Source organism: Teredinibacter turnerae T7901, assembly GCF_000023025.1.
Taxonomy (GTDB): domain Bacteria; phylum Pseudomonadota; class Gammaproteobacteria; order Pseudomonadales; family Cellvibrionaceae; genus Teredinibacter; species Teredinibacter turnerae_B.
In genome coordinates, this window is sequence record NC_012997.1 from 4,044,344 (window position 1) to 4,059,210 (window position 14,867).

Consider the following 14,867-nt stretch of genomic DNA (forward strand, 5'->3'; position numbering starts at 1 on the left):
TGCCATTGCGGGATTACCCCAACCTTATTTATATTTTGAATAAAAATACAAAGCTCCATCCACACCAAACCTTGGGATTCTATTTACCTTCAAAAAATCAGCTTCCGATAAATGCAATATTCATCTATGTTGCGCCGACCAGCTAATAATAGTGAGCTTTCAGGCGTAAAAAAGTGTGTTTTCTCCGGTTATATTTTTTCTACTTATCCGGTCATCCATCAAAAATCGACGAACGAGAATTTTTATTGACTCATCTTGGAAAATGCCAAAGAGTTTTGGCATCTGTTAAAGCGGAAATTGACCGGAGATAAAATTTCACAATACCCTTTTCACTCGTTTTTCTATGTTTATCTAACGTCGACAGTGCCCTAGCGTCAAAAAGAGGTCGGTCATTGCAACCTTCGAAAAAACGATCCGTATTATTAGAGAGTTACTCCAAAATTTATGGTTCTTCTTGTGCAGCCTACTATTTAAATACCCCCACCCGCTTTCTTTAAGAGAAAACCATATTCGGAGGTATGAAAATAGACATTGCAAATTTTCTCATTACGATATGCAGTAATATACCAATTTAGGCGATTACCAGATAGCGTGTTATAGCAACCCAGGCGTGTGTAGCTGAAAAACCTAACTTGCTGGAATCTCTACTTTTTGTAAAATCAACTTTTAACTATATTTTCTAATACCGTTTGCGCGCAAATAGCTATGTCCTCATACGCGCGACGAATAGCCATGCCGTCGATTTTAATTATTTCGAGCTCTATTGCTGCTGGATTACAATGCTCAACACTGCTATACAATTTGCTCGAACTTTTGTCTATCAGCTCCCAATAAGGTATTACCGGATCATCTAACCCAGTGACCCCATTTTTTGTGGTTACAAAACCGTATTCTTTAAGCACAAACACTTTGGGCTCTTGAGTTTCGACTTGAGTGATCGAATTACTTAGTAACCGAGGGATATCTACATCAGATGTGAGCACAGCCTTGCCTATAGTTTTGGCAATACCTTCGTCGATCGCTACCCCGATGGCTATCCCCATCGGCCCCATGCTCCCGGCCATCATCATGCCCGCAGCAGCTCCCTTACCTCGAAAATGCATCCTGTGATCGATAGGCGTCTCTAGTACTACGGCCGAAGGGCTTGCCTTCCCAAAATAACTACTACAGCCAGCGAAAAAAATTATGTAAATAGAGCAGAATATAAGCCGACAAACGGTTACATTTATTTTTGGGCTTACTTTGCGTACTGATGGGCTTCGAAAAAAAACCAATGAATGGAAATCAAACACAGGAAATACCTTCCTTTACAAAATATGTTACTTCCTCGTCAGTATCTTAGACGGTATTGTATTTGTTCAGTGTTCGATTAGATCATAATAGAGACAATTGTTCCAGCCAAAATGGAACCAAGCTACTTTATAAGTGTCGGCCTTTGATTTACACCAGTTGGCGACCAAAAATTGTCCAACCCAGTGAATATCCCACTTTTGCTAAGCAGCAAACGGCTGTTGGGACACACGCGCATAAAAAGCTAAAAATTGTTTATTTGCTTGATGTGAATTTTAGGTTACAGGCTACACTGCTTAGCAGTCGTCGTACTAAAATTTTTTTGGGACGGTGGTAGGACACTAGCGAAGAACAGCAACAGGCCCGCCATACAACGCTTTAGATGTGCTCATCCCTTTTGTTGCTAGCAGACCATAGCGCTCCACATACGCCCGCATACGCACAACATGTCCGGCACAGCGGCCATAGCGCCGCGAAAAATTCTGCACGTGTTCGAGCCAGTTTTTAGGGTCTATGCCAAAGCGTTCGATAATGGGTTCTATAGTATCGGGTATGGCACCGCGCTTGTCTTCGCGTAAAACCCGGCCGGTTTCATCTACTAGGCGTAAATAAACCTGCTCAGTAAAGGGCAAGGCCACATGAATATCCGTATGGCTGGAACCGTCGAAAACCATCAGCGGCGCTTCAGGCTGTTTATCCAGTTTTAAATCCGCTTTTAAGCGCGCTTGTTTTTCGGTGCGCTCGGCCAGCTCCGGATATTTTTTAAGTTGTCGTTTTTTGCCGGCAAACTCAGCTAAGCGCTGCTGAATAGACGTAAAATCACTGGTATCCAGGCTTTCTTCCATTCCTGCGCGCACCGGGTTTAAATCCACGTACGCCATACAACTGAGTAATGCGGCCTCGTCCAACAGCGCCTGACTTTTATATCGTCCTTCCCAAAAACGGCCTTTGCAATTTTCTTCCGCATTGGCCATACGCGCGACAGTTTCATTGACGCCACGCATAAACCAGCCAATATCAAACAGCCGCTCGCGCCAGGTTTCGATTTTTAAATAGACGGCATCACGCTGCGCCTCGTCTAATGTTGCAGGCGCTTTTAACCAGCGACTCACTAACATATCGCCTTTATAGAGCTGCATCCACCGCTCAACAACCTCGGTACGTGACCAGCTCTGCGCTCGGCTTTTATCCACATGCAACACTACATGGTAGTGGTTGCTCATGACCGCGTAGGCACAAATATCAATAGCGTAAATATACGACAGGAATTTGAGGCGGGAGACAATCCATTGCTTACGATGATCATAGCTTTCACCCGTAGAAAAATCCTCCCCACACAAATACGCCCGCCGCACACACCGCACATAGCAGTGATAGAACGGAGTCTCATCGAGGCAGATTTGGGTTTCTCTACTTGTGGTCATGGTTGCTGATTCTAGGAGGATTTAAAATATCTGTCAATAGTTTGGATGTCCTATTTATACAATATCTACGATTATTTAACTCACGTTTTTAAAGAGCTTCCCAATGCGCAGAGCATTGAGGATGTTGAAGCTTTATTACCTTGGAATGCCAACCTTGTGTAGGGTGGGATTGGATTGGCGCTTACATTGTAATAAGCGGATTCTTTTTTTCGGGGAAATTATGCAAGGAGTTGGTTGGGGTTTTTCATATAGGTTCGTATGGTCTTGTCGATTTCTGCAGCTCTTTCACGGGCAGTCTCTTCACTTAGAGTAAATACGTTTCCGGGCAATGCCCAGGCTTTAATGCTATTTCCAATTTCAGTGAGCAGCAGTGTGCAATACTTAACGGTTATTTCGTTGATTTCCCTGATTTTACTTTTGGAGACGATAGATGCAGCCATAGAACTAACATTAAAGTTAAGCTACATAATGATTAGTTATGTTTATCAGATGTTGCGGGCCAATAGTTTGTTTCTGTGCCTGACTTGTAAACCATCTTTATTTTGTGGTTTTTTTGCTTGGTGGCGCGAAAAGCTCTACATAGTTTGTTACATAAGTAGTATAAATAATCCGTTTTATCGTTTTAAAAACGAAGGTATGTAAAGTATGTTTCGACTTGATGCAAGAAACAATTTTGAAAAAATCAATTGCTGACAAGTATGAATTCTATGGTATCTGTCAGCATAAAATGCACATATCCGCTTATTAAATAAAGCATTGGTATTTTAATTTCCACCTTTAAATCAAAAGAAGAAATTTATCCAAAAAGGATTATTAAGGAAATCTTATGGAGAAGTATGTCAGATTTTTATTTCTTGTAATTTTCTTGGCTGCTGCTCTCTTATCTGGGTGTGTCGATGATGAAAAAAAACCGACAAAAAAGGAGATTCAGGAGGAAATTGCACATCAGATTAGAGCTTCGCATAAAATTCAGGTTGAGTTTGGGAAGATTTCCATTGAGAACGTGGAATCTACCAAGCTGCAAAATTCCGATTTAAAAACTCGAACAGAGTTTGTCGCTACCGTTTCACTTAAGGAGCCAACTTACGATGTTCTCTATTCATTTAACGGCGCCACAGTTGTTAAGATAAAGGATAAGGTAGGTTCATCTTTTGTAGTAAAAGGCAGGGCGCTAACAACATTTTTTTTTGATTCTGGCACTAAAAAAATAACAGTTGATGCTCTGGGTTTTGAGCCTGGATTATCTGGAAAGCCTCCAGGATATTTTAGTAGAGCGATGTATGGTAGCTTAGTCCAGGAGGGGACAGTAGAAGCACAAGAAGTAGCTAAAAGGCGTAAAGAATTTATGTTGGCAAAGGAAGAAGAGGAGCGACGAGAAGAAGAAAAAAGGAAAAAAATGTTGGAGGAGAAAAAAAAGTTTATAGACCATATAGTCTCTCATGCTTGGGTAGGTGAATATAAGTGTGGAACTAGCTGGGTAGTGGCACCTATAAAGGTAGATTTTGATAGGGATAGTTCTGCATCATTTCCCAGCGCATTGATAGCAACCGTTTCTATGCCAGCTGGAAATACTCAGAAGTATTCTGGGACCGCTTCTTATACTCTATCAGGCGCGGCTTTTGACTGGGACAGTTCTTTGAAGTTTGATAAGCCTCGTGTTTGGCTTTCCAAGCCAGATTTAAATAAATCGAAGCCTGGCCACAATTTTTTTGTAATGCAGTTTGATGGAGAGATAAAGGATGATGAGATTAAGGTAAGGGTTCTTAATAAATATATGGTTTGTGATAGGTTTACTCTTCACACAGAAAAGTTGTAAGTTATCTGAAAGGCTTTCTTTGATGATTTCACCTTCGGGGTGTTTTCTTTGGGTTTGAATAAATCTGCAATTAAACAGTATAAATTGCATTGCATGCCCCATTCTAAGATTGAGTTGAAAGTGGCGTTCTATTGAATTGTTAATATTTCTAGGGTGGGGATAGATGGTTAAAATAATACATTTGTTTGTAGTTGCTATTCCTGCTGCAATTATTACTTGGTTTACGTTGTTTGGATTTTTTGATGTGGACTTAGGGCCTGTTAACACTAATTTTGGTAAAATCTGCGACTATGGAAAATACAAAATCGCAGTTCAAAATAATCGAACACCTGCTGCCGTTGCAGCGGGGTAACGTAAAAATACCTAATATCCGGGTTATAAATGCTGTTTTATACGTTGCTGAGCATGGATGTAAGTGGCGAGGTTTACCTAAATGCTATGGCAATTGGCACAGCATCTATACTCGTGTAAATAGCTGGGCTAAAAACGGAGTTTTGGTCCATGTTTTTGGTGTTATTCAAGACGCTGATGTAATTAACATCCAGGTCGATACGGTTTCGTTGGACAGCACTATCATTCAAGTCCATCAGGACGGCACAGGCGCATTAAAAAAAACGGTCCACAAGCGATTGGTAAATCAAGATGCGGATGGTAGCTGCGGATGAAAAAACGGCCGTAACATTTTCGTTGTCACCGGGGCAATCAGGTGATGCCCCTGAAGGCCGCAACCTTCTGAAAACCTAGAAAACTGCGGATGGGAAGGTGCCAGCGTTATCATGGATAAAGCATACGAGGGTGACGATACACGGCAACTTATCTTGGATTTGGGAATGATACCTGTTGTACCCCCAAAGATTAATCGGCTAACGCCTTGGGCGTACGATAAAGAGATGTATAAAAAGCGGAATGAAGTAGAGCGGCTATTCCGACGCCTGAAAGGATTCCGCAGAATATTTAGCCGCTTTGGCAAGCTGGACGCCGTTTTTAAGTTCTTTATCAACTTTTCGTTGATCGCAGACTCACTAATTAGTGTTAACAGGCCCTAGCACATGCTCGCATTCAGAGAACAACATGATCGATGCAGGATCCATATGTTTCACAATGTTATTTATAATACCGAGCAAAACCTCATTAGAATTTGAAAATTCCGCAGTAGAACGCAACGGGCCAAAGGCTTTTCCTAAAAAATAGTTCCAAGGTTCTATTTCTATTTCACAGTCGAAAAGCAAACCTCGATAGTTTTGCCTAATCAAACTATCCTTACACCTTAACGAAACCATGAAATTATCACGCATTGGCATTTTACCCTCCCCGAGAATGAAGGGCACGAACGCATCGCAGGCATATTCAACCGCGCCGCCCGAATGTGGGCTAATCACCTGACCTACATTTCCCAGTTCAACCTCATTCTCATTTACCAAGTATCCACTGTTCTTATTTCTTACCTGTAAATATTTAACTGTTTTAACGCCTAAGGTATTAAACACCGCTTTACATAACTCTTCGAATAGTGAAGTGTTTTTTTGGGTTTTGGGGCGCTTAATTTTAATAAAAATCGCAGGCATTAATACTCCTAATAATGTTTTACTTCGGTGATTCTAATTGGGAGCCCATTAACTATGACCGGTTCCACTGCGATTACGGGAAAATCATAATTAGACTCACGCCAGAGCAAACCATCGCTTACAAAAAATTCGTTTTGTAATGCTTTTCCAGCTGGCACGTAATGCCAATAGCTTGGATGTCCTATTCATTATGTTTTGATGACATTCACAACTTTTTAATTCGGATCTTCCCCCGATTATTAATTTTTCCCTGCGTCAGTGAATTAGTTTGCTTTGCTCTGATATTTTTTGCAGCCTAGCCGGCTTAAAAACCCCAAAAAAGACCATCATAATAACTAGTGGCACAACCTGCATATAATTATCGGCTGCTCTTAGCAGCCACATAACAGGCAGTAGAACACCAAAAACCTGCCAGATATTAATCAAAACCCATTTTTTCGTTTTGAAAGTAAACATTTTATTTTTTGATAAAAAATATTCCACTAAAACCAGCACCATTCCAACCAACAAAATTACAAATAGTGGAAGGACATCAAACCAAGAAATAAATTCATTAAACATTTGCCTTTCTCCCACCGCCAAATATCTTCGCCCGCAACGCATTGATTTACAATGATATTTATAGAATAGACATCCTCATTCATCAACCCACCGGCACAGATCCGGATGTGCGCTACTAGCGTATACGGCCCCTGCTTCGAGTCAAACACGCCAACGTTAATTCGGGTATGGGTGAACGATACGTGCACTTGGCAACCAGAAGTCAATGTACTTTTTTAGCTGGTTTGCCCTGCGCTCTGCGTTGCAGTCACAGGTGTTTGCTCCGCCTTCCTCTTAGCCAAGACCCTTGGCTCCGCCAACTCCGCTGAGTGTGAATCGGGTAGCTGTTTCACCTTCTCATCTTCATTGTTCGTCGGTTTCTTCGCTACTATGGTCTTGTCCGACTCCCAAAGCACGTGCATGCTGAGCCTATTTTCAGTATTTCCTCAACCGGGGCAGATTAGATCTTTCTAACCACGCTTTGAGCCCCGGAAGCCCGTATACCCCGTGTTCCGTTTAATAAACATCTGCACATGCACTGGGTCTCATGACTCCGGAGATCCTGCTTAGTTGCTCGCAATAACGCTAAAAGCAGTGTTGCCTTCCCCACCATCCAACAAGGTCGGCGTTCTTAAGTTTGATTTCGGAGCTCTATACCGAGCCTATGCATTCCCCTGTCAACGCTTAACCATTACCCTTACGAGCAACCGCCCATGACTCGGTGCTTCGGCAGGTTGCTAGCCTTTTCCGAATAGCGGAATTTCACCGCTTGATTTACTACCGGCTTTGTCCCGGCGTACTGGATACCCTATCTATTTATGTTTGATTTATTTTTTCTTGCTGACGACCTGCTAATTAGTATTTTTTATCTCTCGAAATAGTTGATCAGTTACAACCGCCATAACAATCCCTTGCGTGACAATAAACTCTATCTCATTTAGATCTCCTGAAGAAAATAACTCTGTTACAACAACGCTAAAAAAAACTAATGCCGCGCTTAAAACCTTGAGCACGCGCCTACGAACAGAATTCTTTACTTTTTTTAAAATCCACCTCCCGAAGCAAAACCAGTTGATCGCGGAAGCAATCCCTGCAGCCAAATATTCATCAAAACTTCTAAAAACACCAAAACATAGCCAACTCAAACATAGTATTAAACTGTATGCTCGCAGAAGCTGATGATACTCATTTTTCTCATCATGGTCGTTATGCACTTTAAATCCCAGCTATAAATTTTGATGCCGCAACAAATTTTTTGCATGCCTTATTTTTCCGGTGCACTGGATGTCCTATTTTATTTTCGGCCGCTTAATTTATTCTCCAGCACTGCAATTAAACCATTCAGATATTTTGCTTGTGCGCTTCCTTTTTTAGCAAAACCAAGGAGTCTCTTAGACCAATAAAGTTGATTGTATAACTCAGATTCATCACCTTTATATATATCGAATATCTTGGATACGGATATAACATTCGAAAAGGAGGCTCCATATAAATAATAATCTATTGCTAGCTCAGTATTGCTGTCCACATAAAAATCACCTAAATAGTTATATGCATAAATAATCGCTTCCTGCTCATCACTTTTTAAAATAACTTCCCGAAGATACGCTATAGCTTTATCGTGATTCCAAACAATTATCTTGTTTACACACAAAGAAGAAAAACTTAGCCGAGCATCAAGACTGCCCTGCGCGACAGACAACTCCAACCACTTTTGAGAGCTTTCAACATCATCCAACCCCCAATAAAAATGCTCGAACAACCTATAGGAAGCAGTAGCATCACCATGCTCCGATTGCTTTTGTAGGCCGGAGAATTCGTTTTCATCCAAATAAAAACTAGCATTAGTGACGATAGAAAACCCCAGCATTATTACAAATGAGACAACCTTGTTCAGGTTCATTGCTTTCTTCTTCGTGATGTAAAAATCTTCCATTTGGCAGTATCGGGAAAAACTCGATAGTAACCCCGAGAGGAAGTTCTATAGCTGCTACGAAATAATTTTCATTTGGTCTACAACTCCCAACAGGGTGTTATCTGATCATCTAACCCAGCAGCCCCATTTTTAGGTTCACAAAACCGTATCCTGTAAGAGCAAACACTGCGAGCTCTTGAGTTTCAACGTGAGTGATCGAATTACGTAAAACCCGAGGGATATCTACATTAGGCCTGGGCGTAGCTTCGACAATAGCTTTGGCAACACCTTCGCTGATCGCTACCCCGAAGGCTATCCCTATCGGACCCATGCTTCCGGCCATTATCAGGCCAGCAGTCGGTCCCCTACCTCAAAAATGTATCCTGTGATCAACAGACATCGCTAGTGCTACGACAGACGGGCTTGCCTTCCCCAAAAAACTATTGCAGACGGCATTGTACTTGCTAAGTACTTGATTAAATCACAGCGTTTATTTCGCACCAGTTAATCAATGGCCTTGATCTTCCCTCTTACACAATTTTCACCCCAATACACACACCAAACTAGACACCTATGAAGCTCAGCGGCTCTTCATTCTCTACTTGCCATATTCCAAGGCCCAGCTGTAAAGCTGATTCTTTTTCTCGCCGGTAATTTTGGCTGCGATATTCGCGGCTTGCTTTACGGGTAATTCCGCCAGCAGTACTGTCATAATTTTTTCGGCGTCTGCACTTATTCCCGGGGTATCGCTTTGCGGCTCAAGGTAGCCGTGCACCATAACCACCATTTCCCCTTTTAATTGATTGGCATCTGTTGCAAAGATTGTTTCGAGTTCGGCAAAGGTGGAGGCAATAAAGGTTTCAAAGGTTTTACTGATTTCGCGCGCGAGTACTACTTCTCGCAGTGCGCCAAAGGCGTCGCCCATTGCGCGAATGGAGTCTTCTATGCGATGGGGGGATTCATAGAAGATCAAGGTACGGGGGTCTTTCGCTAGGGCGTCGAGCTTGGCTGCGCGGGCGCCGGTTTTAGCAGGCAGAAACCCTTCGAAGGAGAAACGGTCTGAAGGTAGGCCAGAGGCGCTCAACGCGGCGACTAATGCGCAGGCTCCTGGGATGGGTATCACCTTATAGCCGGCGTCCCGTGCGGTTTTCACTAAGCGATAGCCGGGGTCGGAGATAAGCGGGGTGCCAGCATCTGAGATGAGCGCGACATTTTGACCTTGCGCCAGGCGTTCAATCAGGCGCTGAGTCTGTTGCTCGTTGCTGTGGTCGTGATATGGGGTTAATGGCGTGCTGATATTGAAATATTGGCAAAGTCGCGCACTGTGTCTTGTGTCTTCGGCGGCTATAATGTCGGCCTTTTGCAGCACATCGAGGGCGCGCTTACTGATATCCTCGAGGTTGCCGATGGGTGTGGCTACGATGTAAAGCGCATTCATTGAGTTCATTTGTTATATTTCGCGGTTTGTTAACTTTGGGAGAGCCCGTGTTGCCGAGTTTTACATTTTTGCGCCCACTGGTACTGGCCAGTGGCATGTTGCTGCTAGCGAGTTGTGGGAACCAGCCGGTCAAGCCAGACAACGCACAAGCTTCCCCCGCCACCTTGAGTGTCGAGGAGATCAATACACTGCTCACCGATGCAGAAGCCTCAACCGGCGAGGAACGCAACCGTTTATTGCTGCAGGCCGCCCAGGCGATGCTGCAGTCTGGCGAATTGGATTGGGCGCGCAACACACTGTCTAAAATTAGCTTGGCGGGGCTCTCAGCTGAGCATTATTTCACAGTCAACATGCTCAATGCAGATGTCGCATTGGCATCGGGCCGCCAGTTTATTGCGCGGCGCTACCTTTGGGATGAGCATTTCGAACAAGTGTTGAGCGCACAACCGCTCAACAGCCAGATTTCGGCCCGAACAAAACGTGCTGCACTGTTATACGATCTCGCTGAATATCGATTTGTGGTTGGCGAACGCATTCTGCTCGACCGGCTGCTGGAGCAAGCACCGGATGCGCAACTCGCGCGTGATGCCAACCAGGATGCCCTGTGGCAGGCACTGATGGAATTGCCTTTAAAAGATCTACAGCTTGAAGCCCGGATGCAGAGCAACCCGGAAGCCAAAGGCTGGTTTACCTTGGCTGCGCTCAGCAAAAACAATCAGACCAATATGCGCCTGCAGCTCGAAAGCGTTGAAAACTGGGCGCTTAACTGGCCAGAGCACCCCGCCAGCCTGCGTCTGCCCGCAGACCTTCAGCTACTCAAGCAGCTAGTGGCAGAGAAACCCCAGAAAATTGCCGTGCTGTTGCCACTTTCCGGTCAGTACGCCCAGGCCTCGCAAGCCATTCGCGACGGTTTGATGGCTGCTTACTACGGCCTGGCTGCGCAAGGTGACGCCCTGCCAGACCTCCAGTATTACGATACCGAAGGACGCGACATTAATGCGCTCTTCGATGAGGTCGTCACTCAAGGCGCGCAACTGGTGATCGGCCCATTAAGCAAAGAGAATATCGATGAACTGGCGCTGCGGCCCAGCCTGCCGGTACCGACACTGGCGTTAAACTACGCAGAACACCAGGTCGGCCTTACTGACGGGCTCTATCAGTTTGGTCTTGCGGTGGAAGACGAAGCTCGTCAGGTGGCGGAACGGGCCTGGCGAGATGGTCATCGCCGGGCACTTATTTTGGCTCCCGACGGTGGTTGGGGCGACCGCAACGTAGACACCTTCGCTGCCACTTGGCAAGCGCTTGGCGGCACCCTTGCTGGTGACTATCGGTTTAAAACCCAGAAAGACTATTCACGGATGATCGCCGAGGCAATGGACGTGACACAGAGTAAGGAGCGCGCTAGCCATATACGCGGTATTCTTGGCCAGAGCCTGGAATTCGAGCCGCGCCCGCGCAAGGATATCGACCTGATATTCCTGGTGGCCCGCCCCGCGGAAGCCCGCCAGATCAAACCCACCCTCGCATACCATTACGCAGGCAAGATTCCGGTTTACGCTACCAGCCATATTTACAACGGTGTGGACGATGCAAATGCAGACCGCGATATGAACGGCATCCGTTTTACCACCTTGCCCTGGTTTTTTGATGGTGCTTCGGAAGAAAAACCACTGATGGACGCCTATGTGAACGGTTCAGCGGCATTTGAGCGTCTTTATGCACTTGGCGTAGACGCTTTCCACGTGTACCCTCGCCTGCGCCAGTTGGCACAGGTACGACAAGCGCATTACTATGGCAACACCGGCCGCTTGAATCTGGATCAACAGCACAGGATAGTGCGCGAGCAAACCTGGGCGCAGTTTAAAGGCGGAAAAGCTTACGCCACGCCCACGGTTAGCTATGAAGATACCGAATCCTTTTAGGACACCAACAGGAAAGCAGCCAACAGCGCGGCGAAAAACCGGCGATTTAGCGGAAGATGCCGCGCAACAATATCTCATTAGCCAGGGCTTAACGCCGGTAGCACGCAACTACCGCAGCAGGTTTGGTGAGATCGATTTAATCATGCAACATGCAAGTACGCTGGTGTTCGTGGAGGTGCGCTACCGCGCCAACAGTCGTTACGGCAGCTCCGCAGCCACAGTAACCGCCAGCAAACAGAACAAAATACGCCAAACTGCGCAGCAGTTTATAATAGACAAAAAACTCTCCGCCAATCTCGCCCTGCGTTTCGATGTAGTGGGTATGAGTGGTACCCAAACCCAGTGGATTAAAGGTGCGTTTTATTAATCCAACAGTACTTAGTCTGCCCTAACTCTATGTCGCAACGCGTTTACAACATATTCCAGAAAAGTGTCGAAGCCAAAATGCAGGTTGGCGAAGAGCTTGGCCCTCTCATCGATCACGCGAGCGAGCTGATTGTCGAGTCGCTGCTGGCTGACAGAAAGGTAATGGTTTGCGGCAATGGCACATCGTCGGCGATGGCTCAAATTCTGACCTCCTGCCTGCTAGACCGCTACGAAAAAGAGCGCCCCAGTTTACCGGCCGTATGGCTCGGCAGTTCGGTCTCCACCTACACAGCCCTCGCCGCCGATTACAACTACAGCGATATTTATGCGAAGCCCATCCGCGCCCTGGGCCAGGAAGACGACATCCTGGTGGTGATCAGCACCAGCGGCAACTCCGCCAATCTAATCTCGGCCGTACAGGCCGCGCACGACCGCGGGGTAAAAGTGATCGCCCTCACTGGCCGCGATGGTGGGGACATTTCCAGCCTGTTGGATGTCCATGATGTGGAGATTTGCGCGGCGCTGAATTCGCGTACCCGAATTCACGAGCTGCACCTGTTAACCATCTTTTGTCTGTGCGATCTGATCGACCATAAATTATTCGGTATTGAATAGTATGCGTTACCTGTTTGTTTGCGGTTTTCTGCTCTCAGCCTGCCTGCTTACCAGCGGCTGCGTCACCATCGTTGATGCGACTACAAGCGGGCCCATCCACACAGATCCAGGCAAGCGCAGCCTGGGTGACAAATGGGACGACGGGCAAATCAGCACGATTGTGGCGGTTAACATCCGCAAAGCGAGCGATGAATTAGCCAGTGCTCATATCAACGTGCATACATTTAATCAGGTGGTACTGCTCACCGGCGAAGTACCGAGCAAAGCTGCTTATGAGCAGGCAGGTAAAACTGCCCGTGCCGTGAGTCGGGTACGTCAGGTGTACAACGAGCTGCAAGTCCGCCAAGACAGCGGATTCTTCGCCCGCACCGGCGACAACTTCCTGGAAATGAAAATAGGCACCAAGCTGATTGCCAACCGCGATATCGACTCCAGCCGGGTAAAAGTTATCGTAGAAGACCAAACGGTATACCTGATGGGCATGATGACCATGGTTCAAGCCGAACGCATTACCGATGTGGTATCACGCACCAGCGGCGTACGCAAAGTGGTGCGTGCAATCGAATACGTAGAATAACCCCCGTAGCGAAGCGCAAGCGAGCGCCCCCCAGCAGCGAGCCAAGCGAGCGTTCCCAGAAGCGAGCCAAGCGAGCGCCCGCCAGCAGCGAGCCCAAGCGAGCGCCCCCAGCAGTTAAAGCGCAGCGAAACTGCTAAACCACCTCAACCCCCATCGCAACCCCTTCCCCACCACCAATACACAGTGCCGCTATGCCGCGCTGTTTGTTCTGGTTTTGCAGGGCTGCAATTAAGGTGACGAGAACTCTCGCGCCTGATGCCCCAAGCGGGTGACCGAGGGCACAGGCACCACCGTTTACATTCACTTTGCTGGGGTCAAGATCCAGTTCTTTCATCGCAGCCATGGTGACCACAGCAAATGCTTCATTCACTTCATATAGATCGACATCCTGCGCAGACCAGTTATTCACCTCAAGCAGCCCTTTTATGGCACCCACCGGGGCGGTGGTAAACCACTCAGGCGCCTGCGCATGCTGGCGATAACCGTGAATACGCGCGATGGGGTCGAGCTTGTGGGCGATCGCAGTGGACTCGCGCATCAACACCAGCGCTGCGGCACCATCGGAGATAGAGCTCGCATTTGCCGCAGTAACGGTACCATTGGGCTTGAATGCGGGCTTAAGTTGAGGAATTTTGTCGGGACGCGCTGCGCCAGGCTGTTCATCGGTAGCAACAACAGTTTCACCTTTGCGGGTTTTTAAGGTCACAGGGACGATTTCCCGTTGAAAGCGGCCTTCTGTAATTGCGGCCTGCGCGCGGCGCAGAGACTCTATCGCAAATGCATCCTGTGCTTCGCGCGTAAATCCGTACTTCTCTGCGGTAGCTTCCGCGAACACGCCCATTAATTCGCCGCTGTAGGCGTCTTGCAGTCCGTCGAGAAACATATGGTCGTAGATTTGACTGTGTCCAAGGCGATAGCCGCCCCTGGCTTTGTCGAGCATATAGGGCGCGCGACTCATATTCTCCATACCGCCCGCCACCACAATTCCTGCATCGCCCGCCATCAGCTCGCTGCACGCGAACATCACCGATTTCATCCCCGAACCGCACACTTTGTTAACCGTACTTGTGGGGGTAGATTGAGGTACACCGGCCGCGAGTGCAGCCTGCCGCGCTGGTGCCTGGCCTAGTCCCGCCGGTAGCACGCAGCCCATAATCACTTCTTTCACGTCGTCTGGGGAAACTTTAGCATCAGCCAAAGCTCCTGCGATGGCGTAACCGCCTAATGCGTGAGCAGGAACATCATTAAACACACCCTGCATTCCCCCCATTGCTGTTCTGGCCATACCTACCACAACTATCGGATCACTCATTGCAGTTCCTCCGCAATTAAACAGATGGTTTTACTCCTAAATTGTCTGCAGAACCACAGCGCCTCAGGTTGCAAGCGCGTATGTTGG

At 46.8% G+C, this 14,867-nt stretch carries 14 protein-coding genes and 2 pseudogenes; 7 read left to right on the forward strand and 9 right to left on the reverse strand.

Annotation, left to right across the window (positions count from 1 at the left end):
- Nucleotides 1–659: 659 nt before the first annotated feature.
- Together TERTU_RS16180 and TERTU_RS16185 are read right to left on the reverse strand one after the other, a co-directional pair.
- On the reverse strand, nt 660–1,070 hold the full coding sequence (locus TERTU_RS16180; RefSeq protein WP_228378177.1) for a hypothetical protein: 411 nt from the start codon (nt 1,068–1,070) through the stop codon (nt 660–662).
- Between the two features lie 561 nt (nt 1,071–1,631).
- Complete coding sequence (locus TERTU_RS16185; RefSeq protein ID WP_049772823.1) at nt 1,632–2,630, reverse strand: hypothetical protein; 999 nt, start codon at nt 2,628–2,630, stop codon at nt 1,632–1,634.
- 144 nt (nt 2,631–2,774) lie between these two features.
- On the opposite strand from TERTU_RS16185, the pseudogene TERTU_RS16190 reads away from it, so the two are divergent.
- Nucleotides 2,775–2,876, forward strand: a pseudogene (locus TERTU_RS16190) (transposase domain-containing protein); the annotation flags it as partial.
- Between the two features lie 56 nt (nt 2,877–2,932).
- Here TERTU_RS16190 and TERTU_RS21845 read toward each other — a convergent pair.
- Nucleotides 2,933–3,154 carry a hypothetical protein gene (locus TERTU_RS21845; protein WP_143876294.1) on the reverse strand — a complete coding sequence of 74 codons (222 nt, stop codon included), beginning with the start codon at nt 3,152–3,154 and terminating at the stop codon, nt 2,933–2,935.
- Nucleotides 3,155–3,540: 386 nt separating this feature from the next.
- Between TERTU_RS21845 and TERTU_RS16200 the strand changes: the two genes are divergently transcribed.
- Nucleotides 3,541–4,530: a hypothetical protein gene (locus TERTU_RS16200; protein WP_015817563.1), complete on the forward strand. Its 990-nt coding sequence runs from the start codon at nt 3,541–3,543 to the stop codon at nt 4,528–4,530.
- A gap of 290 nt (nt 4,531–4,820) precedes the next feature.
- Nucleotides 4,821–5,576 (forward strand): annotated as a pseudogene (locus TERTU_RS21850) (IS5 family transposase).
- On the opposite strand, the gene TERTU_RS16215 reads toward TERTU_RS21850, so the two are convergent.
- From TERTU_RS16215 to rsmI, 5 genes are all read right to left on the reverse strand, one after another.
- Nucleotides 5,553–6,095, reverse strand: a complete 543-nt coding sequence (locus tag TERTU_RS16215; RefSeq protein WP_015818648.1) for a hypothetical protein — start codon at nt 6,093–6,095, stop codon at nt 5,553–5,555. The pseudogene TERTU_RS21850 and the gene TERTU_RS16215 overlap by 24 nt on opposite strands.
- Nucleotides 6,096–6,350: 255 nt before the next feature.
- A complete protein-coding gene (locus TERTU_RS16220; RefSeq protein WP_015820835.1) occupies nt 6,351–6,656 on the reverse strand; it encodes a hypothetical protein in 306 nt (101 codons plus the stop codon).
- Nucleotides 6,657–7,486: 830 nt separating this feature from the next.
- A complete protein-coding gene (locus TERTU_RS16230) occupies nt 7,487–7,849 on the reverse strand; it encodes a hypothetical protein (protein ID WP_041590289.1) in 363 nt (120 codons plus the stop codon).
- A gap of 80 nt (nt 7,850–7,929) precedes the next feature.
- Nucleotides 7,930–8,571 (reverse strand): hypothetical protein, encoded by a 642-nt coding sequence (locus TERTU_RS16235; RefSeq protein WP_015820582.1) that lies wholly within the window; start codon nt 8,569–8,571, stop codon nt 7,930–7,932.
- A gap of 577 nt (nt 8,572–9,148) precedes the next feature.
- Nucleotides 9,149–9,997 (reverse strand): 16S rRNA (cytidine(1402)-2'-O)-methyltransferase, encoded by an 849-nt coding sequence (gene rsmI, locus TERTU_RS16245; RefSeq protein WP_037991701.1) that lies wholly within the window; start codon nt 9,995–9,997, stop codon nt 9,149–9,151.
- 38 nt (nt 9,998–10,035) lie between these two features.
- Here rsmI and TERTU_RS16250 point away from each other — a divergent pair, with 38 nt between their 5' ends.
- Genes TERTU_RS16250 through TERTU_RS16265 form a run of 4 tightly spaced genes read left to right on the forward strand, consistent with a single transcriptional unit; the run spans nt 10,036 to nt 13,468 of the window.
- On the forward strand, nt 10,036–11,910 hold the full coding sequence (locus TERTU_RS16250; protein ID WP_015817481.1) for a penicillin-binding protein activator: 1,875 nt from the start codon (nt 10,036–10,038) through the stop codon (nt 11,908–11,910).
- A complete protein-coding gene (locus TERTU_RS16255; protein WP_015816883.1) occupies nt 11,888–12,277 on the forward strand; it encodes a YraN family protein in 390 nt (129 codons plus the stop codon). The genes TERTU_RS16250 and TERTU_RS16255 overlap by 23 nt, the downstream gene beginning before the upstream one ends.
- A 29-nt stretch (nt 12,278–12,306) precedes the next feature.
- A complete protein-coding gene (locus tag TERTU_RS16260) occupies nt 12,307–12,891 on the forward strand; it encodes a D-sedoheptulose-7-phosphate isomerase (RefSeq protein WP_015820169.1) in 585 nt (194 codons plus the stop codon).
- Between the two features lies 1 nt (nt 12,892).
- The gene (locus TERTU_RS16265) at nt 12,893–13,468 is read left to right on the forward strand and encodes a BON domain-containing protein (protein ID WP_015818629.1); all 576 of its coding nucleotides are present in this window, start codon (nt 12,893–12,895) and stop codon (nt 13,466–13,468) included.
- A gap of 133 nt (nt 13,469–13,601) precedes the next feature.
- Here TERTU_RS16265 and TERTU_RS16270 read toward each other — a convergent pair whose 3' ends face one another.
- Entirely contained in the window at nt 13,602–14,780 is a 1,179-nt protein-coding gene (locus tag TERTU_RS16270) for a thiolase family protein (protein WP_015820588.1), read from the reverse strand.
- Between the last annotated feature and the right edge of the window lie 87 nt (nt 14,781–14,867).

Excerpts from the sequence above, each read along its gene's own strand:
- TERTU_RS16180 (WP_228378177.1), bottom strand. The coding sequence starts at position 1,070 with ATGATGATGGCCGGGAGCATGGGGCCGATGGGGATAGCCATCGGGGTA.
- TERTU_RS21845 (WP_143876294.1), bottom strand. The coding sequence starts at position 3,154 with ATGGCTGCATCTATCGTCTCCAAAAGTAAAATCAGGGAAATCAACGAA.
- TERTU_RS16200 (WP_015817563.1), top strand. The coding sequence starts at position 3,541 with ATGGAGAAGTATGTCAGATTTTTATTTCTTGTAATTTTCTTGGCTGCT.
- TERTU_RS16215 (WP_015818648.1), bottom strand. The coding sequence starts at position 6,095 with ATGCCTGCGATTTTTATTAAAATTAAGCGCCCCAAAACCCAAAAAAAC.
- TERTU_RS16220 (WP_015820835.1), bottom strand. The coding sequence starts at position 6,656 with ATGTTTAATGAATTTATTTCTTGGTTTGATGTCCTTCCACTATTTGTA.
- TERTU_RS16235 (WP_015820582.1), bottom strand. The coding sequence starts at position 8,571 with ATGGAAGATTTTTACATCACGAAGAAGAAAGCAATGAACCTGAACAAG.
- rsmI (WP_037991701.1), bottom strand. The coding sequence starts at position 9,997 with ATGAACTCAATGAATGCGCTTTACATCGTAGCCACACCCATCGGCAAC.
- TERTU_RS16255 (WP_015816883.1), top strand. The coding sequence starts at position 11,888 with ATGAAGATACCGAATCCTTTTAGGACACCAACAGGAAAGCAGCCAACA.
- TERTU_RS16260 (WP_015820169.1), top strand. The coding sequence starts at position 12,307 with ATGTCGCAACGCGTTTACAACATATTCCAGAAAAGTGTCGAAGCCAAA.
- TERTU_RS16265 (WP_015818629.1), top strand. The coding sequence starts at position 12,893 with ATGCGTTACCTGTTTGTTTGCGGTTTTCTGCTCTCAGCCTGCCTGCTT.
- TERTU_RS16270 (WP_015820588.1), bottom strand. The coding sequence starts at position 14,780 with ATGAGTGATCCGATAGTTGTGGTAGGTATGGCCAGAACAGCAATGGGG.